This is a genomic window from Streptomyces sp. Edi2 (assembly GCF_040253635.1).
Lineage (GTDB): Bacteria > Actinomycetota > Actinomycetes > Streptomycetales > Streptomycetaceae > Streptomyces.
The window spans coordinates 229,319-246,871 of record NZ_JBEJGX010000003.1 but is presented as its reverse complement, the minus strand read 5'-3'; the positions used below and the strand labels follow the sequence as shown (position 1 = coordinate 246,871).

Below are 17,553 nucleotides of genomic sequence, written 5' to 3'. Positions count from 1 at the left end.
CCGTGCGAGCAGCAGCACGCTGGACCCAGGCGCATCTGAGAGCACACCGGCCGGCCGCGGTGCTCATCGTGCTGGCCACCGCCGGGATCACCATCTCGCTCCTGCTGGCCACCGCACTGTTCGCCTACGCGACCGACCCCTGGCAACGGGCCTTCACCCAGTCCTCCGGCGCCCACGTATGGATCCACACCCAGGCCGGCACCGCCGCCGGGTCGCTCGCCGGACTGGACGAGGTACGAGCCACCTCCGGGCCCTTCCCCACCGTCCGCACCACCGCGAGCCTCCAGCCCGGCGGAGCCAAGGCCACCCTGGAGCTGCGCGGCGTGGCGAAGCGCCCCGCCACCGCCGCACCCCAGATCGTTGCGGGCCGCTGGCTCGACGCGGGCACCGATGCGGGCGCCACCAAGGGCATCGTGCTGGACAGCTCGGTGGCCCGTGCGATGTGGGCCAAGCCGGGCGACTCGCTGGTGCTGAGCGGCATCGCGGCCCGGCTGCGCGTGGTGGGCGTCGCGGACACCGCCGAGGCCGCCTTCCGCGCGGGGGAATCCCCGGGCGTGGCATGGGTGCTCCCCGGCACCCTGGCCGCCTCGGATGCGGGCCGTGACCAGCGTGGCCGCACCATAGGCCTCCAGCTCACCGACCCCGCGGACACCGACTATGTCGTCCAGCGCGCGGTCACCCGGCTCGGCGCCGATCAGATCACCGATGTCTCCACCTGGCGGCAGGCCAAGACGGAAGCCGAGGGGGACAACCAGCTCCTCGGACGGCTGCTGGGCCTCTTCGGGCTGGGCGCGCTGCTCGCCGCCGCCCTGGCGGTGGGCGGCGCCATCAGCACCCGGATCCGCGGACATCTGCGCGACATCTCGATCCTCAAGGCCATCGGGTTCACACCCGGCCAGGTGGTCCGGATGTTCCTCGCCCTCCACCTCGGCTTCGCGCTGCTGGGCGTCGCCCTCGGGGCGCTGCTCACCCAGGCGCTCGGCACGCTGGTCCCCGGCCGGATCGGCGAAGCGATGGCCCTGTGGCGGCAGCTCCCCGGGCACGCCTGGCTGACCCTGGTGATCTCCGGCGGGGTGGTGGTCTTCATCGGCTCGGCGACCTGCCTGGCCGCGTGGCGTGCGGGACGGGTACCGCCGGTGCCCGTGGCCCGTGCCGCCACGGCCGGCGGCGGCCGCACCTCCGGCCTCACCCGGCGGGCACTCGGCCTGAGGATCCCGCCGGCCCTGGTCCTCGGCTGGCGGGGCGCCTTCCACCGCCCGCTGCGCTCGTCGGCAGCCGTGGCACGGCTCGCGGTCCCGCTGCTGCTCATCACCATCGCGCTGGGCACCTGGACCACGCTGGACCGCTTCACCTCACACCCCGAGAACGTCGGCCTGCCCGCGGCGCTCACCGCGCGCTCCGACACCCTCGGCGCACGCGAACTGGGCCAACTCCTCTCCTCCCGGCCGCGGATGACCGCCTACCCCGGAGCCGAGGTGCAGGCCCTCGTACCGGGACAAACCGGGACCATCACCCTGCGCGGGCTCGGCACGGACGCCAAGCCGTACCCCTTCGCCGTCGTGGAAGGCCGCGCCGCCCGTGGCCCCGACGAAGCGATCGCCGGACAGGGCCTGCTGGACCTGCTGGACGCACGCGTCGGCGACTGGGTCCGGATGACCGTCGCCGGCCGTCCGCACGTCCTCCATATCGTCGGCCGCAACATCGAAACCGCGGACGGCGGCCGGGTAGTCTCCACCACCCTCGACACCCTGCGCGACGACGACACCGCCGGTACCACGCCTCCGGCAGCACAGCCACCCCGCCCGGACTTCTACAACCTGGTCCTGCACGACGGAGCCGACCCCGGCGTGGTGCGCGACGCCCTGACCAAGGCGTCGGCCGGCCGTCTCGAAGTGCGGGAGATCCCCAACCCCGCGGACCAGCTGTCGGCGGTCCGTGCCGTCGCCATCGGTCTGATCGCGGTGCTGATCCTGATCGGGCTGGCGGAGCTCGCGACCACGGTCGGTGCCGGCGTACGCGACCGCAGCCGCGATCTGCTCGCCCTCAAGGCCGTCGGCCTCACACCCCGCCAGATCACCGCCGTCATCGTCTCGGGCACCGCGTTCGTCACGCTCGCCGCCGCGCTGGCCGGCACGGCATCGGGCCTCCTCGCCTCCGAATGGCTCATCGACCTCCAGGGCCGCACCAGTGGCTGGGGGACCGGCATCGCCCGGCAACCCGGCCCGGCCACCCTGCTGCTGGTCATTGCCGTCGCGGTGGCGATCGCCGCAACCGCCTCGGCCCTGCCTGCCGCCCGCGCCGCACGGCGGCGGCTCGCCGACTCGGCGAGCGATCTGCTCTAGCCAAGGGCTGTCACGTACGCGCGGCACGATCACGTATGCGCGGCACGGGTGTCGAGCCGGACCCACCCCCGCCCGCTGACACCGAGGGCAGATCAAGTGAGTACGCATACTCACCCCTTGCCGGGTTGCCGCGCTCATCCGCCACGCTCCCGGTCGGCATACCGTCCCCGTATGCCCGAGGAGACCATGCCAGCCAACGCCACCACTGCCCCGAGCGAGTCCGAGGCCTCCTCATCCGTCCTCAAGACCCTCGGATGCGGCTGTGCCGCGCTCGTCGTCCTCGTTCTGATCGTCCCGCTCGCCTCGGTTTCATGGGGGTCGACGGACTTTCCCCGCGTCGCACCCGAGGACATGGCGCGCCGCGTCTTCCAGCGATCCCGGAAGATGTATGACGTCGTGGGGTTCACCCGCACGGTGAAACCAGGTGTCGAGAAAATCGGCGTCAGTACGGAGAACACGTTCAGCTCTTCCTTCTGCTACGACGGGGGCCCGCTGGGGCTGGCGGACGAGACCGTCGACGGCGCCTACCGGATGAGCCACAGCTGGGCCCTGGACCACGTCCCCGCGAGCCAGGCCGAATCCGGCCTCCGCCGACTGCACCGGCACCTGAAGGACAACGGCTGGGTGGTCACCTCCTACCGTGAGGGCACGAAGAGCCAGGAATGGGAACTGTTCGTCCAGCGGGACGACGGGGCCGAGCGCATGTCCTTCACCTGGTTCCCGGACCGGGAGTACTTCATGGGCGACGCCGCCATGCCCTGCGCCTACGACCCGGCGTGGAAGAACGGCGACATCGGCCCGGCCGGGGAGGACCAGAGGCCACCGGCATTCGGCCCGCACGCCGGGGCCTGAGAGCGGTGCTCAGCCGGTGCGCTGATGGCCTGGACGCGCCGAGGCCCCCGGCCGGAATGCGGTCGGGGACCTTCGTGCGCTTTGCAGGGACTCATACGCCGCCATGGCTCATGCGCGGCTCCTGGGTGGCGCATGTGCACCGCAGGGGCTGAGGAACGGAGGCCGGGGTAGGGGCGCCCGGAGCTCTGGTGGCGGTCAGCCGGCCGTGCCGAAGTCCTGCGTCCAGTAATCGCCGGGCTGAGCGAGGCCGACGCCGATCTCCTTGAAGGAGCAGTCCAGGATGTTCCGCTTGTGGCCGGGGCTGGACATCCAGCCCGCCATGACCTTCTCGGGTGTGGAGTACCCGTAGGCCACGTTCTCGCCGTAGGAGTTCCAGTGGTAACCGGCACGCGTGATCCGGTCGTCCGGGGAGGAGCCGTCGGAGCCCGTGTGCGACATGTTCTTGTGGTCCGCCATGTCCTTGCTGTGGTCCTGGGCGGCCTTTGTCAGTTTCGCATTCACGGTCAGCGGGGAGCACCCGGCCTTGCTGCGCTCCTTGTTGACGAGTTCCACCACGCGAGCCGCATCGCCGGACGCCGGGGCCGCGGTTTTCGAAGCGCTGGTGGTTTTCGAGGCGCCGGAAGAAGCGGCGGGCTTCTGTGCCGCACCAGCGGCCGGCTCGGAGCCCCATTTCGCCTTCGCCTGCCGATGATCGTAGGACGCATTCTGCCAATGGCCGTGGTGCCGGCCGGCCTCATTCTCCTGCCCCAGGCAAGCCATTGCTGCGGAGGGCACGCCCACGGCGCCTATGGCCAAGGCGGCGACGGTTATCTGCCGGTATCGCCGCGTCCTGCGATGTTTCGTCATGCGTGACCTCAATCGGTAATTGCGGAGCGTCCCTGGTGCGCCTGGCTCTGTGCAATTCCCGCGCCTGAGCTGCGGAGACGCCTTGCGGCTCGTCATTCTTGGCACCGCTGCGCAGGCGAGGCAACAAACTCTGAGTACTACTTCGCTTCGTAGGACTCCGAGGTGCTTGCCATGAGTGAGGGAGCATGCTGGTCCGGCTGCTGGATCTTCGGGAATTCCTGTTGACCCGTCAGAATCCTTTATGTGCTCGCCGCGCGGGCAAAAGCGTGCGACGGACCGAATCTCACTTATCCCCGTGCGGGGTATTCATCAGCCAAGACGGACAAATCCACTATGTCCTTGGGGTAGAGTCTACTATCCAGCTTAGTTAGTACCGGAATGCCGTATGACGCATGTCACGACACCGCGCAATCCGTGGCGGGAACCATGCCGGGCGCGGCCGCGTCCGCCAGGACAATTCGAAGATCGTGAATGTGGCGGGCCCTGCTCTTGAATGTGGCGGGCACTGCTTCTGACGGGAACGGCCACCCGTAGCGAGCTGACGCACCGCGGTCCCGGTCAGCCGCGTCCTCCTTGGGGCGGTCAGGTGAGCCGCCCCGACCCGGGACGGCGCTTCTCGCGTCCCTCATGCCGCGCGACGTACATTGCCGTTGGGTCTGCGTCGGCTACCTCACGAGATCGGACATGTGCCATGAACTGCTATGACTGCGCGAGGGGCAACGCGAGGGGCAACGGAAACGCCGCCGCGGTAGCGATCTGCCGGAACTGCGGCGCCGCGCTGTGCGACCAGCACGCCTGGTCCGCCCCGCAGACCGTGGTCCGTGTGCAGGGCGTAGGCCAGAGCACCCTGCCGGAGCCGGCGCGCCGCATTGTGTGCACGGTCTGCCGAGGGGCGACCCAGCCGGCCTGAGCCGAGCACCGAGTGGTGAGCTCTGAGTCCTGCACTGAGCCGTGAGTCCTGAGCGCCGAGCGCTGAGCACGCAGCCCTGAGTTGTCCTGAGCATCTGGTCGAGGCCCGGACGTCGGACGGACGACGGTGGCATGATGCGGTCGATGACGACCTTTGTGTTGATTCCCGGTGCGGCATGCGACTCGTGGCACTGGCATCTGCTGGCGGAGGAGCTGCGCACCCGGGGCCGTGACGTGGTGAGTGTGGATCTGCCGTGCGAGGACGATGCGGCAGGCCTGGACGAGTACGCGGATGCTGTCGTCCACGCGGTCGCGGGCCGGGGGCGGCTCATGCTGGTGGCGCACTCGTTCGCCGGCTTCTCCGCGCCCCTGGTCTGTGCGCGGGTGCCGGTGGATCAGCTGGTGCTGCTGGCGGCGATGGTGCCGTTGCCGGGTGAGGCGCCGGCGGAGTGGTGGCGAGCCACACGTCACCCGGACTCGCAGGTCAGACGGGCGGGGCGGGAGGCGCAGCGGGCCGGCGCGGACCCGGCGGCGGAGGGGACGCCGGAGTCCGCCGTGCCGGGTTCCGCCGCGGATCCGTTCTTCCAGGATCTGCCGCCGCGGCTGGCGGCCGAGGCGGCGGTCCGCTGGCGGCGCCAGTCCGACACCCCTGCCTCGCGGCCCTGGCCGATGGAAGCCTGGCCCGCGGTGGCGACGCGGTTCCTGTTGTGCCGTCAGGACCGCCTCTTCCCGGCACCGTTCCTGCGCGAGGTGGTGGCCGAACGCCTGGGGGTGGCACCCGACGAGATGGACGGCGGGCACTTCCCGATGCTGTCCCGTCCGGTGGAGCTGGCTGACCGACTGGAGCGTTACAGCCGGTCAGCAGCGGAGTGACGACCTCACAGCCCTTCGACTGCTGTGCCCCTTACGGCAGGTGCGCGAGTGCGGTGATCACCGGGACCGGCAGGTACGCGGGCCACTCGGGGCGGGTCGCCTGGTAGGCAACGTACCCGAGAGAGCGGCTGACCTGTACCTCCTCCGGTGTCTCCGCCTGGTACACCACCCGGCAGTGACCCGATGCGTTCTTGGCGCGCTTCCACAACGCCGACGCTGGCTTTCGTTCCGCCTCGGTCCGCGGGGTGAAGATCCGGTCGCCGAAGTCCGACCAGGCGAACGGGCTGGTGCCCGCCCAGTCCTTGTCGATCACCTTCTTCAACTCCGCTGCGCGCTCCGCGTCGGTGGCGCCCCAGGAGGACGGAACGTTGGTGATCAGCCCTACCGGAATATGGCGGGCGCGCAGCGCGCGCAGATACCGGGCGGCTCCCGGCATGTACCGCACGCTCTTGTCCTCGGCCGTGTGTACCAGCGTCTCGCCGAGGTCGAAATACACCACGGCACAACCGCCTGCCCGCCCTCCTTCACCGGCGGTGCACGGTGCGCCCTCGGCGGCGCCCGCGGCCGGCACGCTTAACGCTGCCACGCCGCCCAGGGCGAGCAGCGTGCGCCAGGTGACTCTGCGGGCGGATGTCTTCTTCATGGGGATACCTTCCCGTAGGGGGGACATCCGATCGTACGCGCCATGTGCACGTCAGTAAGGGGATCGGCGTAGTCGGACCGTGGATACCGGCCGCGACGACGAGTAAGGCGACCGCCGCCGCTGTCGCGCTCGCCGCGTGTCAGGAGGGGAAGGCCGAGAGCGCCAAGGATCCGTCGCGCGCGGCCTCGTCCGACGCCGGGTCGGCCGCGGCGTCCGGCAGCAGTGGCAGTGGCAGCGGCAGCGACGGGGGCAATGGGGGCAACGGGGGCGGTGCGGCCGCGGGCTCGCAGAGCTCCGGTGGGGCGTCAGCCGTCAGCCGACCGCGGCGCGGGGGGCCGCTTCCGCGGACAACTCCTCGGACCGCTGCCGGGCCGCGTCGCTGCGGACGAGCCTGGGCCGGCCTGACCAGGGGGCGGGCAACATCCGCTATGCGCTGGTGCTCACCAACAACGGCAAGCGGTCCTGCACGCTGCGAGGCTTTTCCGGCGTCTCGCTCCTGGCCAGGGACGGCAGCCGATCGGAAAGCCGGCCGTCCGTGAAGGTGGCGCGGGCAAGGCCGTCACGCTTGCTCCCGACACCGGCGCACACGCGGTGCTGCACACCGTCAGCGAGGGGACGAAGGGCTCCGGCTGCTGGAAGAGCGCGGACCTGGTGCAGGCGTACCCGCCGGGCTCCAAGGAGGCGATGACCACGCGCACCTCCGGCCTGCAGGTATGCGGCGACGAGTTCACGGTCACCGCTCTGTCACCTGCCGCCGGTTAGCCTCGGAGGCCCGCTGTGGTGTGGTGGCGGCTTCGGCGGGCACATGCGTCATGCCGGTTTCGCTGGGCACATGCGTCATGAGGGCTTCGGTGGGTACCTGCGTCTTACGGCCGGGGCCGCTCCCTCCGCCCGGCGTCGGCACCGCGCCGACCTGCACCCAATGTCTTCGAGGCTGATCGAGGCTGATGCATGAAGGCCACCCCGACCACTTCCCGTGTGCTTCCCCAGGCGCTGGCCGTAGCGGTCCTTTTCGCTCTGATCCTGTCGGGTCTGCAGCCCCATGACCGGATCACCTGGGTCATGGAGACCTGCTGGGTGATGGCCGGCCTGCCACTGCTGGTCGCGGTGTGGCGCCGCTTTCCGCTCAGCCCGCTCCTGTGCTGCCTGCTCGCCGCGCATGCACTGATCCTGATCGTCGGCGGTCACTACACCTACGCCGAGGTGCCCGTGGGCCACTGGCTCCAGGACGTGCTGGACCTGTCCCGCAATCCTTACGACCGGATCGGACACCTGATGCAGGGCTTCGTGCCCGCCATCCTGGTCCGCGAACTTCTGGTCCGCACCTCCCCGCTGCGCGGCAGCGCCTGGCTGGCTCCCCTGACGGTGTGCGCATGCCTGGCCTTCAGCGCATTCTTCGAACTGATCGAGTGGTGGAGCGCGCTGGTCGGCGGCTCCGGGGCCGATGCGTTCCTCGCCACCCAGGGGGACCAGTGGGACACCCAGTGGGACATGGCCTGCGCCCTCCTCGGGGCGATCGTCTCGCTGCTGCTCCTGAGTCGCGTCCACGACCGCCAGCTCGCCCACTACGGCACCGGGGAGGGGGAGGACCGGGCCACGCGACCGCAGACCGCCTGATCCCATTCCGGCCGTCCGCCGTCATACATCCGCAGTCGTGCACCCGCAGTCATGCACCCGCCGTCATACAGGGGGGCGCGGACCTGCCTCGCCCCCACATTGCGTCGGAGTTCTCGCGGTTTCTTGCGGTTTCTCGCGGAGTTCTTGGTGTGAACTGCGTGAGAACTGTGTGAACTGCCCCTGGAAGCACAGAAGTTGACTCACGCCCGGGCGGAGAAGGGACAGGCCCAGTCCGCCGGCTTGCGTCGGCCCGAGTAGCGACGGGCCTCGGAGAGCTGCTCGTACTCCACCAGGTTGGGGTTGATGTTGCCCTGCAGCTCGATGTCCTGCTTGCGGATCTTCTCCTGCAGCCGGTCCCACAGGCCCGCGGCCTTTATTCGGTCGAACTGGGCGTGGGAGTTGAAGGCCAGCATGGGGAAGGGCGGGCGGCGGCCGATGCGGCTGTGCGTTTCGTGCAGCCCGATCACGAAGAAGGGGTGCCCGGCGACGCTGTAAGCGAAGGCTCCGGACGACGGATCGGGGTCGTAGCCTTCGGCCCACGGGTACGTGAGGCTGTCATAGTCGTGGACCGCCTGCAGCTGCTGCCACAGCAGCGCCTCGAACTCGACCTCCGACACGTTCAGAGGGCCCGAGAAGGTGGCTACGAAGCTGGTGAAGGGCTTGGCGGCCCAGTCCACCGCCTCCACATACGCCTGGAGATCAGCGGCCATCTCCCGGGCCGTGTCGTCATCCCCGAACCACGTGTAGTGGCGATGAACGATGCCGCCCTGTCGCCACGCCGAGCGACCGGCCAGGCAAGGGAAGGCGTCGCCGAGCAGGAACCGTCCGACGTCGGCAGAGGCGTCGACTTCGGTGGCGGCGGTGGCGTCAACCGTCATGTTCGTGACCTTCGGTAAGGGGGGCAACACCCCTGGTGGGGGCCCTGCGGTGGTGGGACCCTGGCAGTCAAGATCGGGCAGGGCCGGTTCGTCAAGACTCGGCCGTATCGCCCCCCTGCGACTGCCTTCGCCGACGGCGTCAGCACCGTAATTTGCGGTGGTATGACCCGTATCGGGCCGCGACGATGTCTCGGCCGCCGGGCAGTTCGCTCTCACTGCAAGGCTTCTTGTCGATCTTCATCGTCTCAGAAGCCCGGGCTCCTGATCGCCAGGGTGGGCCGTGGCGGCGCCGCGCCCTGCGCCGCCGGCCCCTCGCCGGGTCCCCGTCCGGGCTCCTCGCCGCCGGGCCGCCCCTCGGCGCCCGGTCTCCCGGCGGGCGCCCCGGGGCGTGCCGCCGGTCAGGCCCGGGCGGGAGCGGCCTCCTCGGAGGTGTCGGCGTCCTTGGCCGCGCGGTCCTCGGCGCCGGCCTCGGCAGCGGCTCCGGGGAGGGAGTAGAAGACGCTCCTTCCCTGCTTGCTGCGGTGTGCCAGGCCCTTGGCGACGAGTGAGGTCTCCAGGGTGTTGCGCACGGCGGTCTCCGGTGCCGTGTGGTCCGGGTGCTCCTGCGCCAGCAGCTTGGTCAGCTCCGTCACCGTGCGCGGCTGCCCGTCGAGCAGGGCGAGAACGCGGTCGGCGCGGGTGGCATTCCGCTGCCGGGCCTTACCTCGTGCCGGTGCGGCCTTCCGTGCCTTCTTTGTGCTCCCCGCCGCCTTGGCCGGGGCCTTCTTTACCGGCTTGGCCTTCGGCGCGGCAGGCTTCGCGCGTCGCGCCGCGGGCACGGTCGCCGGTTTTGTCACCGGGGTGACGGCCTCCGAGGGCTGAGGGGCGACGGCTTCTTCCCAAGATGCCGTGCCGAGATGCTGCTGGAGGTCTTCCAGCTTCGCCCGGAGTTTCTGCAGTTCGTCGATCTCCTTCGCGATGCTCTTCAGCTTGGCAGTCACCTGGACAGCGAAATCCGCGTCTGACATGAAACAGCCTGCTCTCTCTTGCCTGATCGGTCTGCGGTTGGCTGGATGTTACTCATCCCGCTCCGCGATTAACCCGGTTCCGTTCCGTTTTATCGCCACACACAGGGCATCGGTGGTCGGCTCCGCGGCCGAACAAGCTCACCATCATGGGGTGTTCGGATGCTGCCCAACCCTTCGCCACCAGTCAAGACAAGGGACTTGAATGAGCCATACGGGCATGGGGCGTGGCCTCATGCGCTGTCGGCAGAGGTCGTGAACTCCGTCCGGTTGTCACTCCTTTGAGTCTTTCTTCCGGTGGACCGGTTGTGGTTTTCTCCGTTCACCGGTCGCGAAGAGACCACCGTGAACTCCGCGTGCGCCGCGTGAACTGCCGGAGTCGGGTGGCACGCGAGGTGTCGTGACGCCGTGATGCCGAGGTGCCGTGACGCCGAGGTGCCGTGACGCCGAGGTGCCGTGACGCCGAGGTGCCGTAATGCCGCTGTGCCGTGGTGCCGGGCGGTTGTGGGAGCCGAGCCGTCGTGGGTGGCGAGGCGAAGTCCGGTGTGAGACAGCGGTCGGCCGCCCGTCGCCGCAGGTGGGCCGGGCGACCCGGCGGTGAAAGGTGTGCCGCCAGAGATGCGCCACCAGAGGCGCGTCACCCCAGCTGCGCCGCCTGACGCGCCCGTCCCCTGCTTCCGCGCGCGCCACTGCTTCCGCTCACCCTGCGCACCCCTCGGATGGCCCGGCACCACGTGCGCCGCACCGGGACCGGTTGTAGGACGGAGACGACGGGTCGGCAGACGGACGGGGCGGCAGACGACGGGTGTGGCCGTGGGAGGAGTGGCGCGGGATGAACATCGTCGTTGATCTCAACCGGTGCCAGGGCTATGCACAGTGCGCTTTCCTCGCTCCCCGCGTGTTCACGATGCATGGCGAGGAGGCCCTGTTGTACACCCCGGCCGTCCCGGACGACCAGCGGGAACGTGTTCTCCGGGCTGCGGCAGCGTGTCCGGTGCAGGCGATCGTCGTGGGCGAGGAGGCGGGCCCCGGTGCAGGGTGAACCACGCGAAGGACGCATCGTGGTCGTCGGTGCCTCGCTCGCGGGTCTGCGGGCCGCCGAGACCCTGCGTGACGAGGGGTTCGTCGGCTCGCTGACTCTGATCGGCGACGAACCACACCCCCCGTACGACAGGCCACCGTTGTCCAAACAGGTGCTGCTCGGAAGGGTGCCGGCCGACAAGACCGGGCTGCCCCGGCGCCGTGACGTGGACGCGCACTGGAAACTCGGCGTGCGCGCCACCAGCCTCGATCCGGTGGGCAAACGGGTACTCCTCGCCGACGGCGAGGAAGTGCCCTTCGACCGGCTGCTGATCGCCACCGGCACCCGGGCCCGCCCCTGGCCGAACCCGGCAGAGGCCGCCATGGACGGGGTGTTCACCCTGCGCACCGGCGAGGACGCGGGCCGCCTTGTGGAGCGTCTGGACGCCGGGCCGGAACGCGTCCTGGTCATCGGCGCCGGGTTCACCGGTTCGGAGATCGCCTCCGCCTGCCGGGAGCGCGGTCTTGCCGTGACGGTCGCGGAGCGGGGCCCGGCGCCGCTGGTCGGTGCGCTCGGGGGAACACTGGGCGCGCTTGCCGCGAAGCTGCAGCGTGCCCACGGCGTCGATCTGCGCTGCGGGGTGACGGTCACCGCGCTGGAGGGCAACGGCCGGCTCACCGGCGCACAGTTCTCCGACGGTACGAGGATCGATGCCGATGTCGCCGTGGTGGCCCTCGGCGCGGTCCGCAACACCGGGTGGCTGGCCGAGACGGGACTCGCCGCCGGCCCACGGGGCGTGACCTGCGACGCGGGGTGCCGCGCCTTCGACATGTACGGAATCGTCACCGACGACGTCTTCGCCGCCGGCGACGTGGCCCGGTTCCCGCATCCGCTCTTCGAGTACCAACTGCTCTCGCTGGAGCACTGGGGCAACGCGGTCGCCCAGGCGGAGGTCGCGGCCCACAACATGGTCAATCCCGGGCCGCGCAGACGCCCTCATCTGACGGTCCCGGCGTTCTGGTCCAGCCAGTTCGGACTCAACATCAAGTCGGTCGGGGTACCCACCTTCTCCGACCAGGTGGTCATCGCCCAGGGGTCGCTCAAGGACGCCCGGCTGGTTGCCGTCTACGGCTACCGAGGACGCGTCACCGCCGCGGTGAGCGTGAACCAGGCCAAGTCGCTGGAGTACTACCAGCGGCTGATCGAGACGGCAGCGCCGTTCCCGCCCGCGCCGGGAGCCGCCGACCAGCTCGACTCCCGGGCGCCGGTCCCCTCGGACGTGCCGGACCCGAAGATGCTGTCGCACGGACCGACCGTCGCGCTCACCGGCCATCTGCCGGACCGGCGCCTGACCCTGGTGCAGCCGGCCCGCTGAGACCGCCACTCCCTAGCGATGAGGAGCGCCGCGCATGGCTGCGGACACGGACACCCTGTTCCACCGGATCACCGACTATGCCCACCGCGCCGACCCCTACCCGCTGTACGCCGAGCTCCGGGAGGAGGGGGTGGTACGGCAGGAGGACGGCAGCTATCTGGTCGGGACCTACCACGAGATCGAAGCTCTGCTGCACGACCCGCGGATCAGTTCGGACCGGCGCAAGCGCACCGTCCCGGACGAGGCCGCCGTCGCCGAGGAAGGGCTCTCGCCGGCCTTCATCGGACTCGACGACCCCGAACACCACCGGCTGCGGAACCTGACGATGCGTTCCTTCGGCCCGCCGCACACGCCGGACCGGATCGCCGGTATGCACGACGACATCACCCGGATCGTCAAGGACCTCATCGGCAACTTCGCGGACAAGGAGCGGATCGACGTCGTCGACGACTTCGCCTACCCGCTGCCCGTCACCGTGATCTGCCGTCTCCTGGGAGTGCCCCTCGAGGACGAGCCACGGTTCCGCCGATGGTCGGACGCCATCGTCGCCGGAATCGATCCCACCCCGGGCGAGGACCCCGAGGCGCGGTCACGGGCCGCCGCCGAGGCCCGGAAGACGATGGGTCTGTACCTCGGTGACCTCGCCGACAAGCGCCGTTCCCATCCGTCCGACGACATGCTCTCCGCATTCGTCAGCGACAGCTCCGACGGGCAGCTGACACCGCTCGAAATCATGACCACTTCCGTGCTGCTGCTGATCGCCGGTCACGAGACCACCGTCAACCTGATCACCAACGGGATCCTGACCCTGCTGCGCCACCCCGACCAGCTGGCCCGCCTCCGCAGCGAACCCGCCCTGATGCCCCGAGCGGTGGAGGAACTGCTGCGCTACGAGCCGCCCGTGCAGATGCTCCCGCAGCGCACACCGTTGGCCGATGTCGAGGTCGCGGGCGTCACCATCCCCAAGGGCGCGCCCCTCATCCTGATGCTGGCGTCCGGCAACCGCGACCCCCGGCGGTTCCATGACCCCGACCGCTTCGACCCGACCCGCGACGACAACCAGCATCTCGGCTTCGGCAGTGGCATCCACAGCTGCTTCGGCGCGCCGCTCGCCCGTCTGGAGGCGCAGATCGCCCTGAACGAGCTGATCCAGCACCTCGACGACCCCCGGCTGGTCGAGGACCCGCCTCCCTACCGCCGCAGTCCCGTACTGCGCGGCCCCCGGCACCTGCTCGTCGAGCGAGGCCGGGCCGGTGCCTGAGGGGGCCGGTGGCGCGGTTGCCACGAGGCGATGCCCGGCGTGTCGGTAGGGACACAGGCTCCGTGGGAGGGAGGGGAGGTGACGCCCTGTCGCCTGGACACCAGCTGACACGGTGCATGCTTCGCCCGTCCGGGTCGACCATGGGGGAGACGAGCCTCGGTCGGCCGCCGCTCCCACCAGTAACTCGCCGCGGCGTCTTAGGGTGCGATCAGGTCCCCGGCCGGCAGCAGGACCGCCGGGCCCGCCCGGAATGGAGCGCAACGTGACCTACTCGTCCTGGGTCCGCAAGGGGATCCGGATCGCGCCCCTTCTGCTGGCGACTGTCGGTGTCGGTGTCGGTGTCGGTGTCGCCGTCGTAGGCATGGCGGATGCCGGGACCACGACACCGGCCGCACCGCGCAGCCCCTTCCTTGCCGAAGTCGCCGAGCAGATCGACCTGCCGGCGCGGGCCTGGACGGCGTCGGGTACCCACACGGCCAAGGGATATACGACCGAGGCAGCCGAGACCATCAGCGTCGAGGGCATGAAGGCAGACTGCGACAACATCAATCTGAACAAGAAGCTGGCCGCTGACTTCCGCAGCGATGTGTTCGGCCCCGGTATGAAGGGGTTCTTCTACAAGTGCCGGAGGATCGGCCCGGACACCAACAAGTACTGGTTCACCATCAGTTCCGCGGATCACGCCCAGATCGACAAGCTCTGCGATCCGCACACCAGGTACTCGGTCGTCCACGACGAGCAGCATGACACCTACTGGATCGATGAGCCGTTCACCTGCACCCGCCGGGCCCATCCCTCGTAGGGCGGCCCGACTGCCGGTTACGCCTTATCCCCAGGAAGATCTTTCTCTCCGGGTATCCCCTTCGCCGCCTCTGGAAGGGGGCCGCCCCCGCCATGATCTTATGCGTCACGGATCTTCCCCCTGATCATCGAATCCGATGTCGAGGAAAAACTCGCTAAAAGCTCATTGCCGCGCCCAAAATCGAGTGATAGCATCCCGAAGATTCCGCGTTCCTGACTAGTTTGCGGAGTCACGGGGGCGAGGGGGAAAGCGTGGATCAATGTGGCTCATGTGACTGATGTGACGAGCGGGAACTGGCGGTTGAAGCCGCCTCGGTGACGCGCGCTGTCACATTGATGCGTGAATGCGCGAGTGCGGATTCTTGGGGGATTTCGAAGGGGTCGGAGAGCCGCTTCGTCGATTCGGTAGGTGCGACCTGTGTGCGCATCTGGGGGTACGAGAGCGTGCCGGTCATGCCCGTACCCTCAATTGCGCATTCATCTGCGATGCAATAAAGCTGCGCCCTTACGCACTTCAAGGGTGATTACCACCTGGCACGCATGAATTCTGCAATGAATCATGATGGGTCGGCCCGCAGTCGGGCAATGGTTGCGCGCTGGAGTGTCGAAATGCTCGGTTTTCGAGAAGTGGTCACGGGGGAGGACAGAAAGGCGTGCATTCCGACGAAGGCGTGGCCGACCACGGTCGGCACCGCTCATTGAAATGTCCGATCAGTTTTCACGAGCATGTGCTCCATGCGCCACGCGAAGCATACGAATTGCTCCGAGAAGATCAGGGAGAGGTCGCGTATGACCCGACCACGCAGTCCTGGCACGTCATGTCGCCACTTCTCGCACGCAAGGTGTTAACGGACAAGAGGTTCCGCGCCAGGGGGATGAAACACAAGACCCACCTGGTCCCCGAGGTCAGACGTGCCGACGTTCACTATGTCGAGAGTTTCCTCTCGCAATGGCTGGTGTTCTCCGATCCGCCAGTCCAGCAACACGTCCGGATGGCTTTGGCGGCCGCTCTGAGCAGTTCGTTCATGACCGAGATAACTCGCGAGGCCGCACAGCAGGCAGATGTGCCCATCAGGTCCGCAGGGGTGGATCTCATCACCGATATGGCATTGCCCGTCGCCCGTGCGGCGACCCGCACCTTGCTCGGTGTCACCCTCTCGCAATTGGAGATCATCGAGAGTGTTTCGGACGCGGTGATGGCCTATCTGGCCGTGCCTGGCGTGGATGCCGGCAAGGCTCAATGCGCGGCGGATCACATTCGTCTGCTGGAAGCTCTCGTCGACGATCGGCTTCTGCACGGGGAGGACCGGATCGCCGTTGCCCTGCGCGCGCTGCATCAGCAGAAGGTACTGGATCTGACCGGGGTGTCCGCGACGTACACCCAGCTGTTCACCGGTGCGCTCGAGCCCCTGAAGACTGCTCTGGTGTCCTGTCTCGCTCATATCGATGACCAGGGCTGGTCCCCGGCGGATGTCGAAAAGCTTGAACCGGCGGACTGGGCACACTTCATCGAGAACCAGCTGCGCGACGACCCGCCTTTTCATTTCGCGCCGAGGCGTACCACCACGACCGTCGAATTAGGTGGCCGCACCATACCCGAGGACGCCAGGGTCGTGGTGAATCTCCTCAAGGCGAACGAAGACTGCCAGCCGAATCGCCACCTTTCTTTCGGGCACGGACGGCATTACTGCCTCGGCGCCCGACTGGCGCGGGCGGTACTGCAATCCTGCCTTCCTGTGCTGGCAAGAAAGATCGCATCGAACGACGTCGACGTGTTGCGGGTGAGCAAGGCAAAAGCCATGGGCATGACAGTCTACGAGGTAAATGAAATCTGACGTGTGCCCGTGCGCCGTGAGGCCGGCCGTACGGAGGCTGACCATGATGGGAGAGTTAATGATCAACCTGGGCTTTGTGGATGTTCTGCGCAGCAACCGCGTTCCACGCCTCGCCGCCGGCACCCTCGTCGGACGGATCCCGAACGCACTGGCACTCGCGGCAATTCCCATGCAGCTTCGCTATATGGACCAGAGCTGGCTGACGGTCGGTGCGGCCGCGGCCGTATATTCACTCCTGTCCGCTGCCGGGTCACCCATCTGGGGACGGATGGTCGACCGCGGTCGCGCACGGCTCGCCATCTGGCTCACAGCGATTGTCAGCGGATTCGGATTCCTGGGTTTTGCCGCCTCGGGCCACTCGATGATTATCGCCTTCGCCGCACTTGGCGTCGCCGGTGTCTTCAATCCCCCGTTCGAACCGTATCTCAGGTCCGCCTGGCCTCGAATCGTCCGGGGTCCCCTGCTGATGAAGGCGTACGCTTTCGACTCCGCGTCACAGGAACTTCTCTTTATCGTGGCGCCGCTTGTGGCCACGGCAAGTGCGATCGCCCTGAACCCTAGTCTCGCGTCCTACCTGTGTATAGCTTTCCTGTTGCTGGGTGCCTGGATGATCGAGGTGATGCCGACGGCCGATACCGAAGACCGGGTCGAGCACATGGGGTTCAGGAGGATCATCGGTCCGCTGTTCTTCGGCGCTTTCCGGCTTCTGATGTGCTGTGCCGCGATGATCGGGGTCACGATCGGCGCCATGGCGATCCTGGGTGGTCGACTGACCGAGTCGAACACGTCCGTGGGGGGTGTGGGAATCCTGTTGTCCTTACACGGCTGCGGTGCATTCATCGGCGCCCTGACCTTGAGCGGCGGCGACACCGAGAAGATCGGGAATCTCACCAAGAGACTGATCGCCGTCCTTGCCGCTTTCTCGGCGTCCTGGGCGCTGGCCGCGCCGTTCTTCCCGGTACTCGTCCAGGAATCCTCCTTCTTCTTCGCAGGATTCTTCATGGGACCGGCCCTGACGTGGACATTCGCTTTGGTGAATGCCTCCATTCCCAAGGGAGAGATCTCCGAGGCGTTTTCCTGGCTCGGCGGCATCATCGTCGTGGGCTCGTCGGGCGGCTCTTTCCTGGCGGGCACCCTGGGCTCGTGGTCCGGGCAGTCGGCAGTGGTGGTGATGATGGTCGCTGCATCGATACTGGCGGTGGGCTCCGCAGCTACCCTCAATCTGCGCTCGGCACGTACATCTGCCGGACGGGAAGCGAGTCCGTCGGATAGCGTGACCATTTCATCAGGTTGATC

The 17,553-nt window shown here is 68.5% G+C and carries 15 protein-coding genes and 1 pseudogene; 12 read left to right on the top strand and 4 right to left on the bottom strand.

Going from position 1 to position 17,553, the window contains the following annotated elements; all coding sequences use genetic code 11:
* Positions 1 to 2: 2 nt before the first annotated feature.
* Together ABR737_RS04550 and ABR737_RS04545 are read left to right on the top strand one after the other, a co-directional pair.
* Positions 3 to 2,342, top strand: a complete 2,340-nt coding sequence (locus ABR737_RS04550) for an ABC transporter permease (protein WP_350248891.1) — start codon at positions 3 to 5, stop codon at positions 2,340 to 2,342.
* Between the two features lie 171 nt (positions 2,343 to 2,513).
* A complete protein-coding gene (locus ABR737_RS04545; RefSeq protein ID WP_350248890.1) occupies positions 2,514 to 3,194 on the top strand; it encodes a class I SAM-dependent methyltransferase in 681 nt (226 codons plus the stop codon).
* A 195-nt stretch (positions 3,195 to 3,389) separates the two neighbouring features.
* On the opposite strand, the gene ABR737_RS43875 is transcribed toward ABR737_RS04545, so the two are convergent.
* A complete protein-coding gene (locus tag ABR737_RS43875; protein WP_502964279.1) occupies positions 3,390 to 3,749 on the bottom strand; it encodes a CAP domain-containing protein in 360 nt (119 codons plus the stop codon).
* Positions 3,750 to 4,533: 784 nt separating this feature from the next.
* Here ABR737_RS43875 and ABR737_RS04535 point away from each other — a divergent pair.
* Together ABR737_RS04535 and ABR737_RS04530 are read left to right on the top strand one after the other, a co-directional pair.
* Positions 4,534 to 4,950 (top strand): DUF2180 family protein, encoded by a 417-nt coding sequence (locus ABR737_RS04535; RefSeq protein ID WP_350248888.1) that lies wholly within the window; start codon positions 4,534 to 4,536, stop codon positions 4,948 to 4,950.
* Between the two features lie 143 nt (positions 4,951 to 5,093).
* The gene (locus ABR737_RS04530) at positions 5,094 to 5,822 is read left to right on the top strand and encodes an alpha/beta fold hydrolase (RefSeq protein ID WP_350248887.1); all 729 of its coding nucleotides are present in this window, start codon (positions 5,094 to 5,096) and stop codon (positions 5,820 to 5,822) included.
* Between the two features lie 31 nt (positions 5,823 to 5,853).
* Here ABR737_RS04530 and ABR737_RS04525 read toward each other — a convergent pair whose 3' ends face one another.
* Entirely contained in the window at positions 5,854 to 6,465 is a 612-nt protein-coding gene (locus ABR737_RS04525) for an HAD family hydrolase (RefSeq protein ID WP_350248886.1), read from the bottom strand.
* A gap of 136 nt (positions 6,466 to 6,601) precedes the next feature.
* Between ABR737_RS04525 and ABR737_RS04520 the strand changes: the two are divergent.
* Positions 6,602 to 7,227 (top strand): annotated as a pseudogene (locus tag ABR737_RS04520) (DUF4232 domain-containing protein).
* Positions 7,228 to 7,416: 189 nt separating this feature from the next.
* Entirely contained in the window at positions 7,417 to 8,082 is a 666-nt protein-coding gene (locus ABR737_RS04515; RefSeq protein WP_350248885.1) for a DUF2238 domain-containing protein, read from the top strand.
* Positions 8,083 to 8,282: 200 nt separating this feature from the next.
* On the opposite strand, the gene gntA is transcribed toward ABR737_RS04515, so the two are convergent.
* Both gntA and ABR737_RS04505 read right to left on the bottom strand, forming a co-directional pair.
* On the bottom strand, positions 8,283 to 8,960 hold the full coding sequence (gene gntA / locus ABR737_RS04510; RefSeq protein WP_350248884.1) for a guanitoxin biosynthesis heme-dependent pre-guanitoxin N-hydroxylase GntA: 678 nt from the start codon (positions 8,958 to 8,960) through the stop codon (positions 8,283 to 8,285).
* Positions 8,961 to 9,358: 398 nt separating this feature from the next.
* Positions 9,359 to 9,940 carry a hypothetical protein gene (locus tag ABR737_RS04505; RefSeq protein ID WP_350248883.1) on the bottom strand — a complete coding sequence of 194 codons (582 nt, stop codon included), beginning with the start codon at positions 9,938 to 9,940 and terminating at the stop codon, positions 9,359 to 9,361.
* 856 nt (positions 9,941 to 10,796) lie between these two features.
* Here ABR737_RS04505 and ABR737_RS04500 point away from each other — a divergent pair.
* The 6 genes from ABR737_RS04500 to ABR737_RS04475 all read left to right on the top strand — a co-directional run bounded on the left by ABR737_RS04500 (position 10,797) and on the right by ABR737_RS04475 (position 17,551).
* Positions 10,797 to 11,006, top strand: coding sequence for a ferredoxin (locus ABR737_RS04500; protein ID WP_350248882.1), 210 nt, complete (start codon positions 10,797 to 10,799; stop codon positions 11,004 to 11,006).
* Complete coding sequence (locus tag ABR737_RS04495; RefSeq protein ID WP_350248881.1) at positions 10,996 to 12,360, top strand: NAD(P)/FAD-dependent oxidoreductase; 1,365 nt, start codon at positions 10,996 to 10,998, stop codon at positions 12,358 to 12,360. The genes ABR737_RS04500 and ABR737_RS04495 overlap by 11 nt, the downstream gene beginning before the upstream one ends.
* A 34-nt stretch (positions 12,361 to 12,394) precedes the next feature.
* Positions 12,395 to 13,621, top strand: coding sequence for a cytochrome P450 (locus ABR737_RS04490; protein ID WP_350248880.1), 1,227 nt, complete (start codon positions 12,395 to 12,397; stop codon positions 13,619 to 13,621).
* 262 nt (positions 13,622 to 13,883) lie between these two features.
* Positions 13,884 to 14,423 carry a hypothetical protein gene (locus tag ABR737_RS04485; protein WP_350248879.1) on the top strand — a complete coding sequence of 180 codons (540 nt, stop codon included), beginning with the start codon at positions 13,884 to 13,886 and terminating at the stop codon, positions 14,421 to 14,423.
* A 652-nt stretch (positions 14,424 to 15,075) separates the two neighbouring features.
* On the top strand, positions 15,076 to 16,257 hold the full coding sequence (locus tag ABR737_RS04480) for a cytochrome P450 (RefSeq protein ID WP_350248878.1): 1,182 nt from the start codon (positions 15,076 to 15,078) through the stop codon (positions 16,255 to 16,257).
* Positions 16,258 to 16,315: 58 nt separating this feature from the next.
* Positions 16,316 to 17,551 (top strand): MFS transporter, encoded by a 1,236-nt coding sequence (locus ABR737_RS04475; protein ID WP_350248877.1) that lies wholly within the window; start codon positions 16,316 to 16,318, stop codon positions 17,549 to 17,551.
* The last annotated feature ends 2 nt before the right edge of the window (positions 17,552 to 17,553 follow it).

Excerpts from the sequence above, each read along its gene's own strand:
- ABR737_RS04530 (WP_350248887.1), top strand. The coding sequence starts at position 5,094 with ATGACGACCTTTGTGTTGATTCCCGGTGCGGCATGCGACTCGTGGCAC.
- ABR737_RS04475 (WP_350248877.1), top strand. The coding sequence starts at position 16,316 with ATGATCAACCTGGGCTTTGTGGATGTTCTGCGCAGCAACCGCGTTCCA.
- ABR737_RS04515 (WP_350248885.1), top strand. The coding sequence starts at position 7,417 with ATGAAGGCCACCCCGACCACTTCCCGTGTGCTTCCCCAGGCGCTGGCC.
- gntA (WP_350248884.1), bottom strand. The coding sequence starts at position 8,960 with ATGACGGTTGACGCCACCGCCGCCACCGAAGTCGACGCCTCTGCCGAC.
- ABR737_RS04545 (WP_350248890.1), top strand. The coding sequence starts at position 2,514 with ATGCCCGAGGAGACCATGCCAGCCAACGCCACCACTGCCCCGAGCGAG.
- ABR737_RS04525 (WP_350248886.1), bottom strand. The coding sequence starts at position 6,465 with ATGAAGAAGACATCCGCCCGCAGAGTCACCTGGCGCACGCTGCTCGCC.
- ABR737_RS04490 (WP_350248880.1), top strand. The coding sequence starts at position 12,395 with ATGGCTGCGGACACGGACACCCTGTTCCACCGGATCACCGACTATGCC.
- ABR737_RS04500 (WP_350248882.1), top strand. The coding sequence starts at position 10,797 with ATGAACATCGTCGTTGATCTCAACCGGTGCCAGGGCTATGCACAGTGC.
- ABR737_RS04535 (WP_350248888.1), top strand. The coding sequence starts at position 4,534 with ATGTGGCGGGCACTGCTTCTGACGGGAACGGCCACCCGTAGCGAGCTG.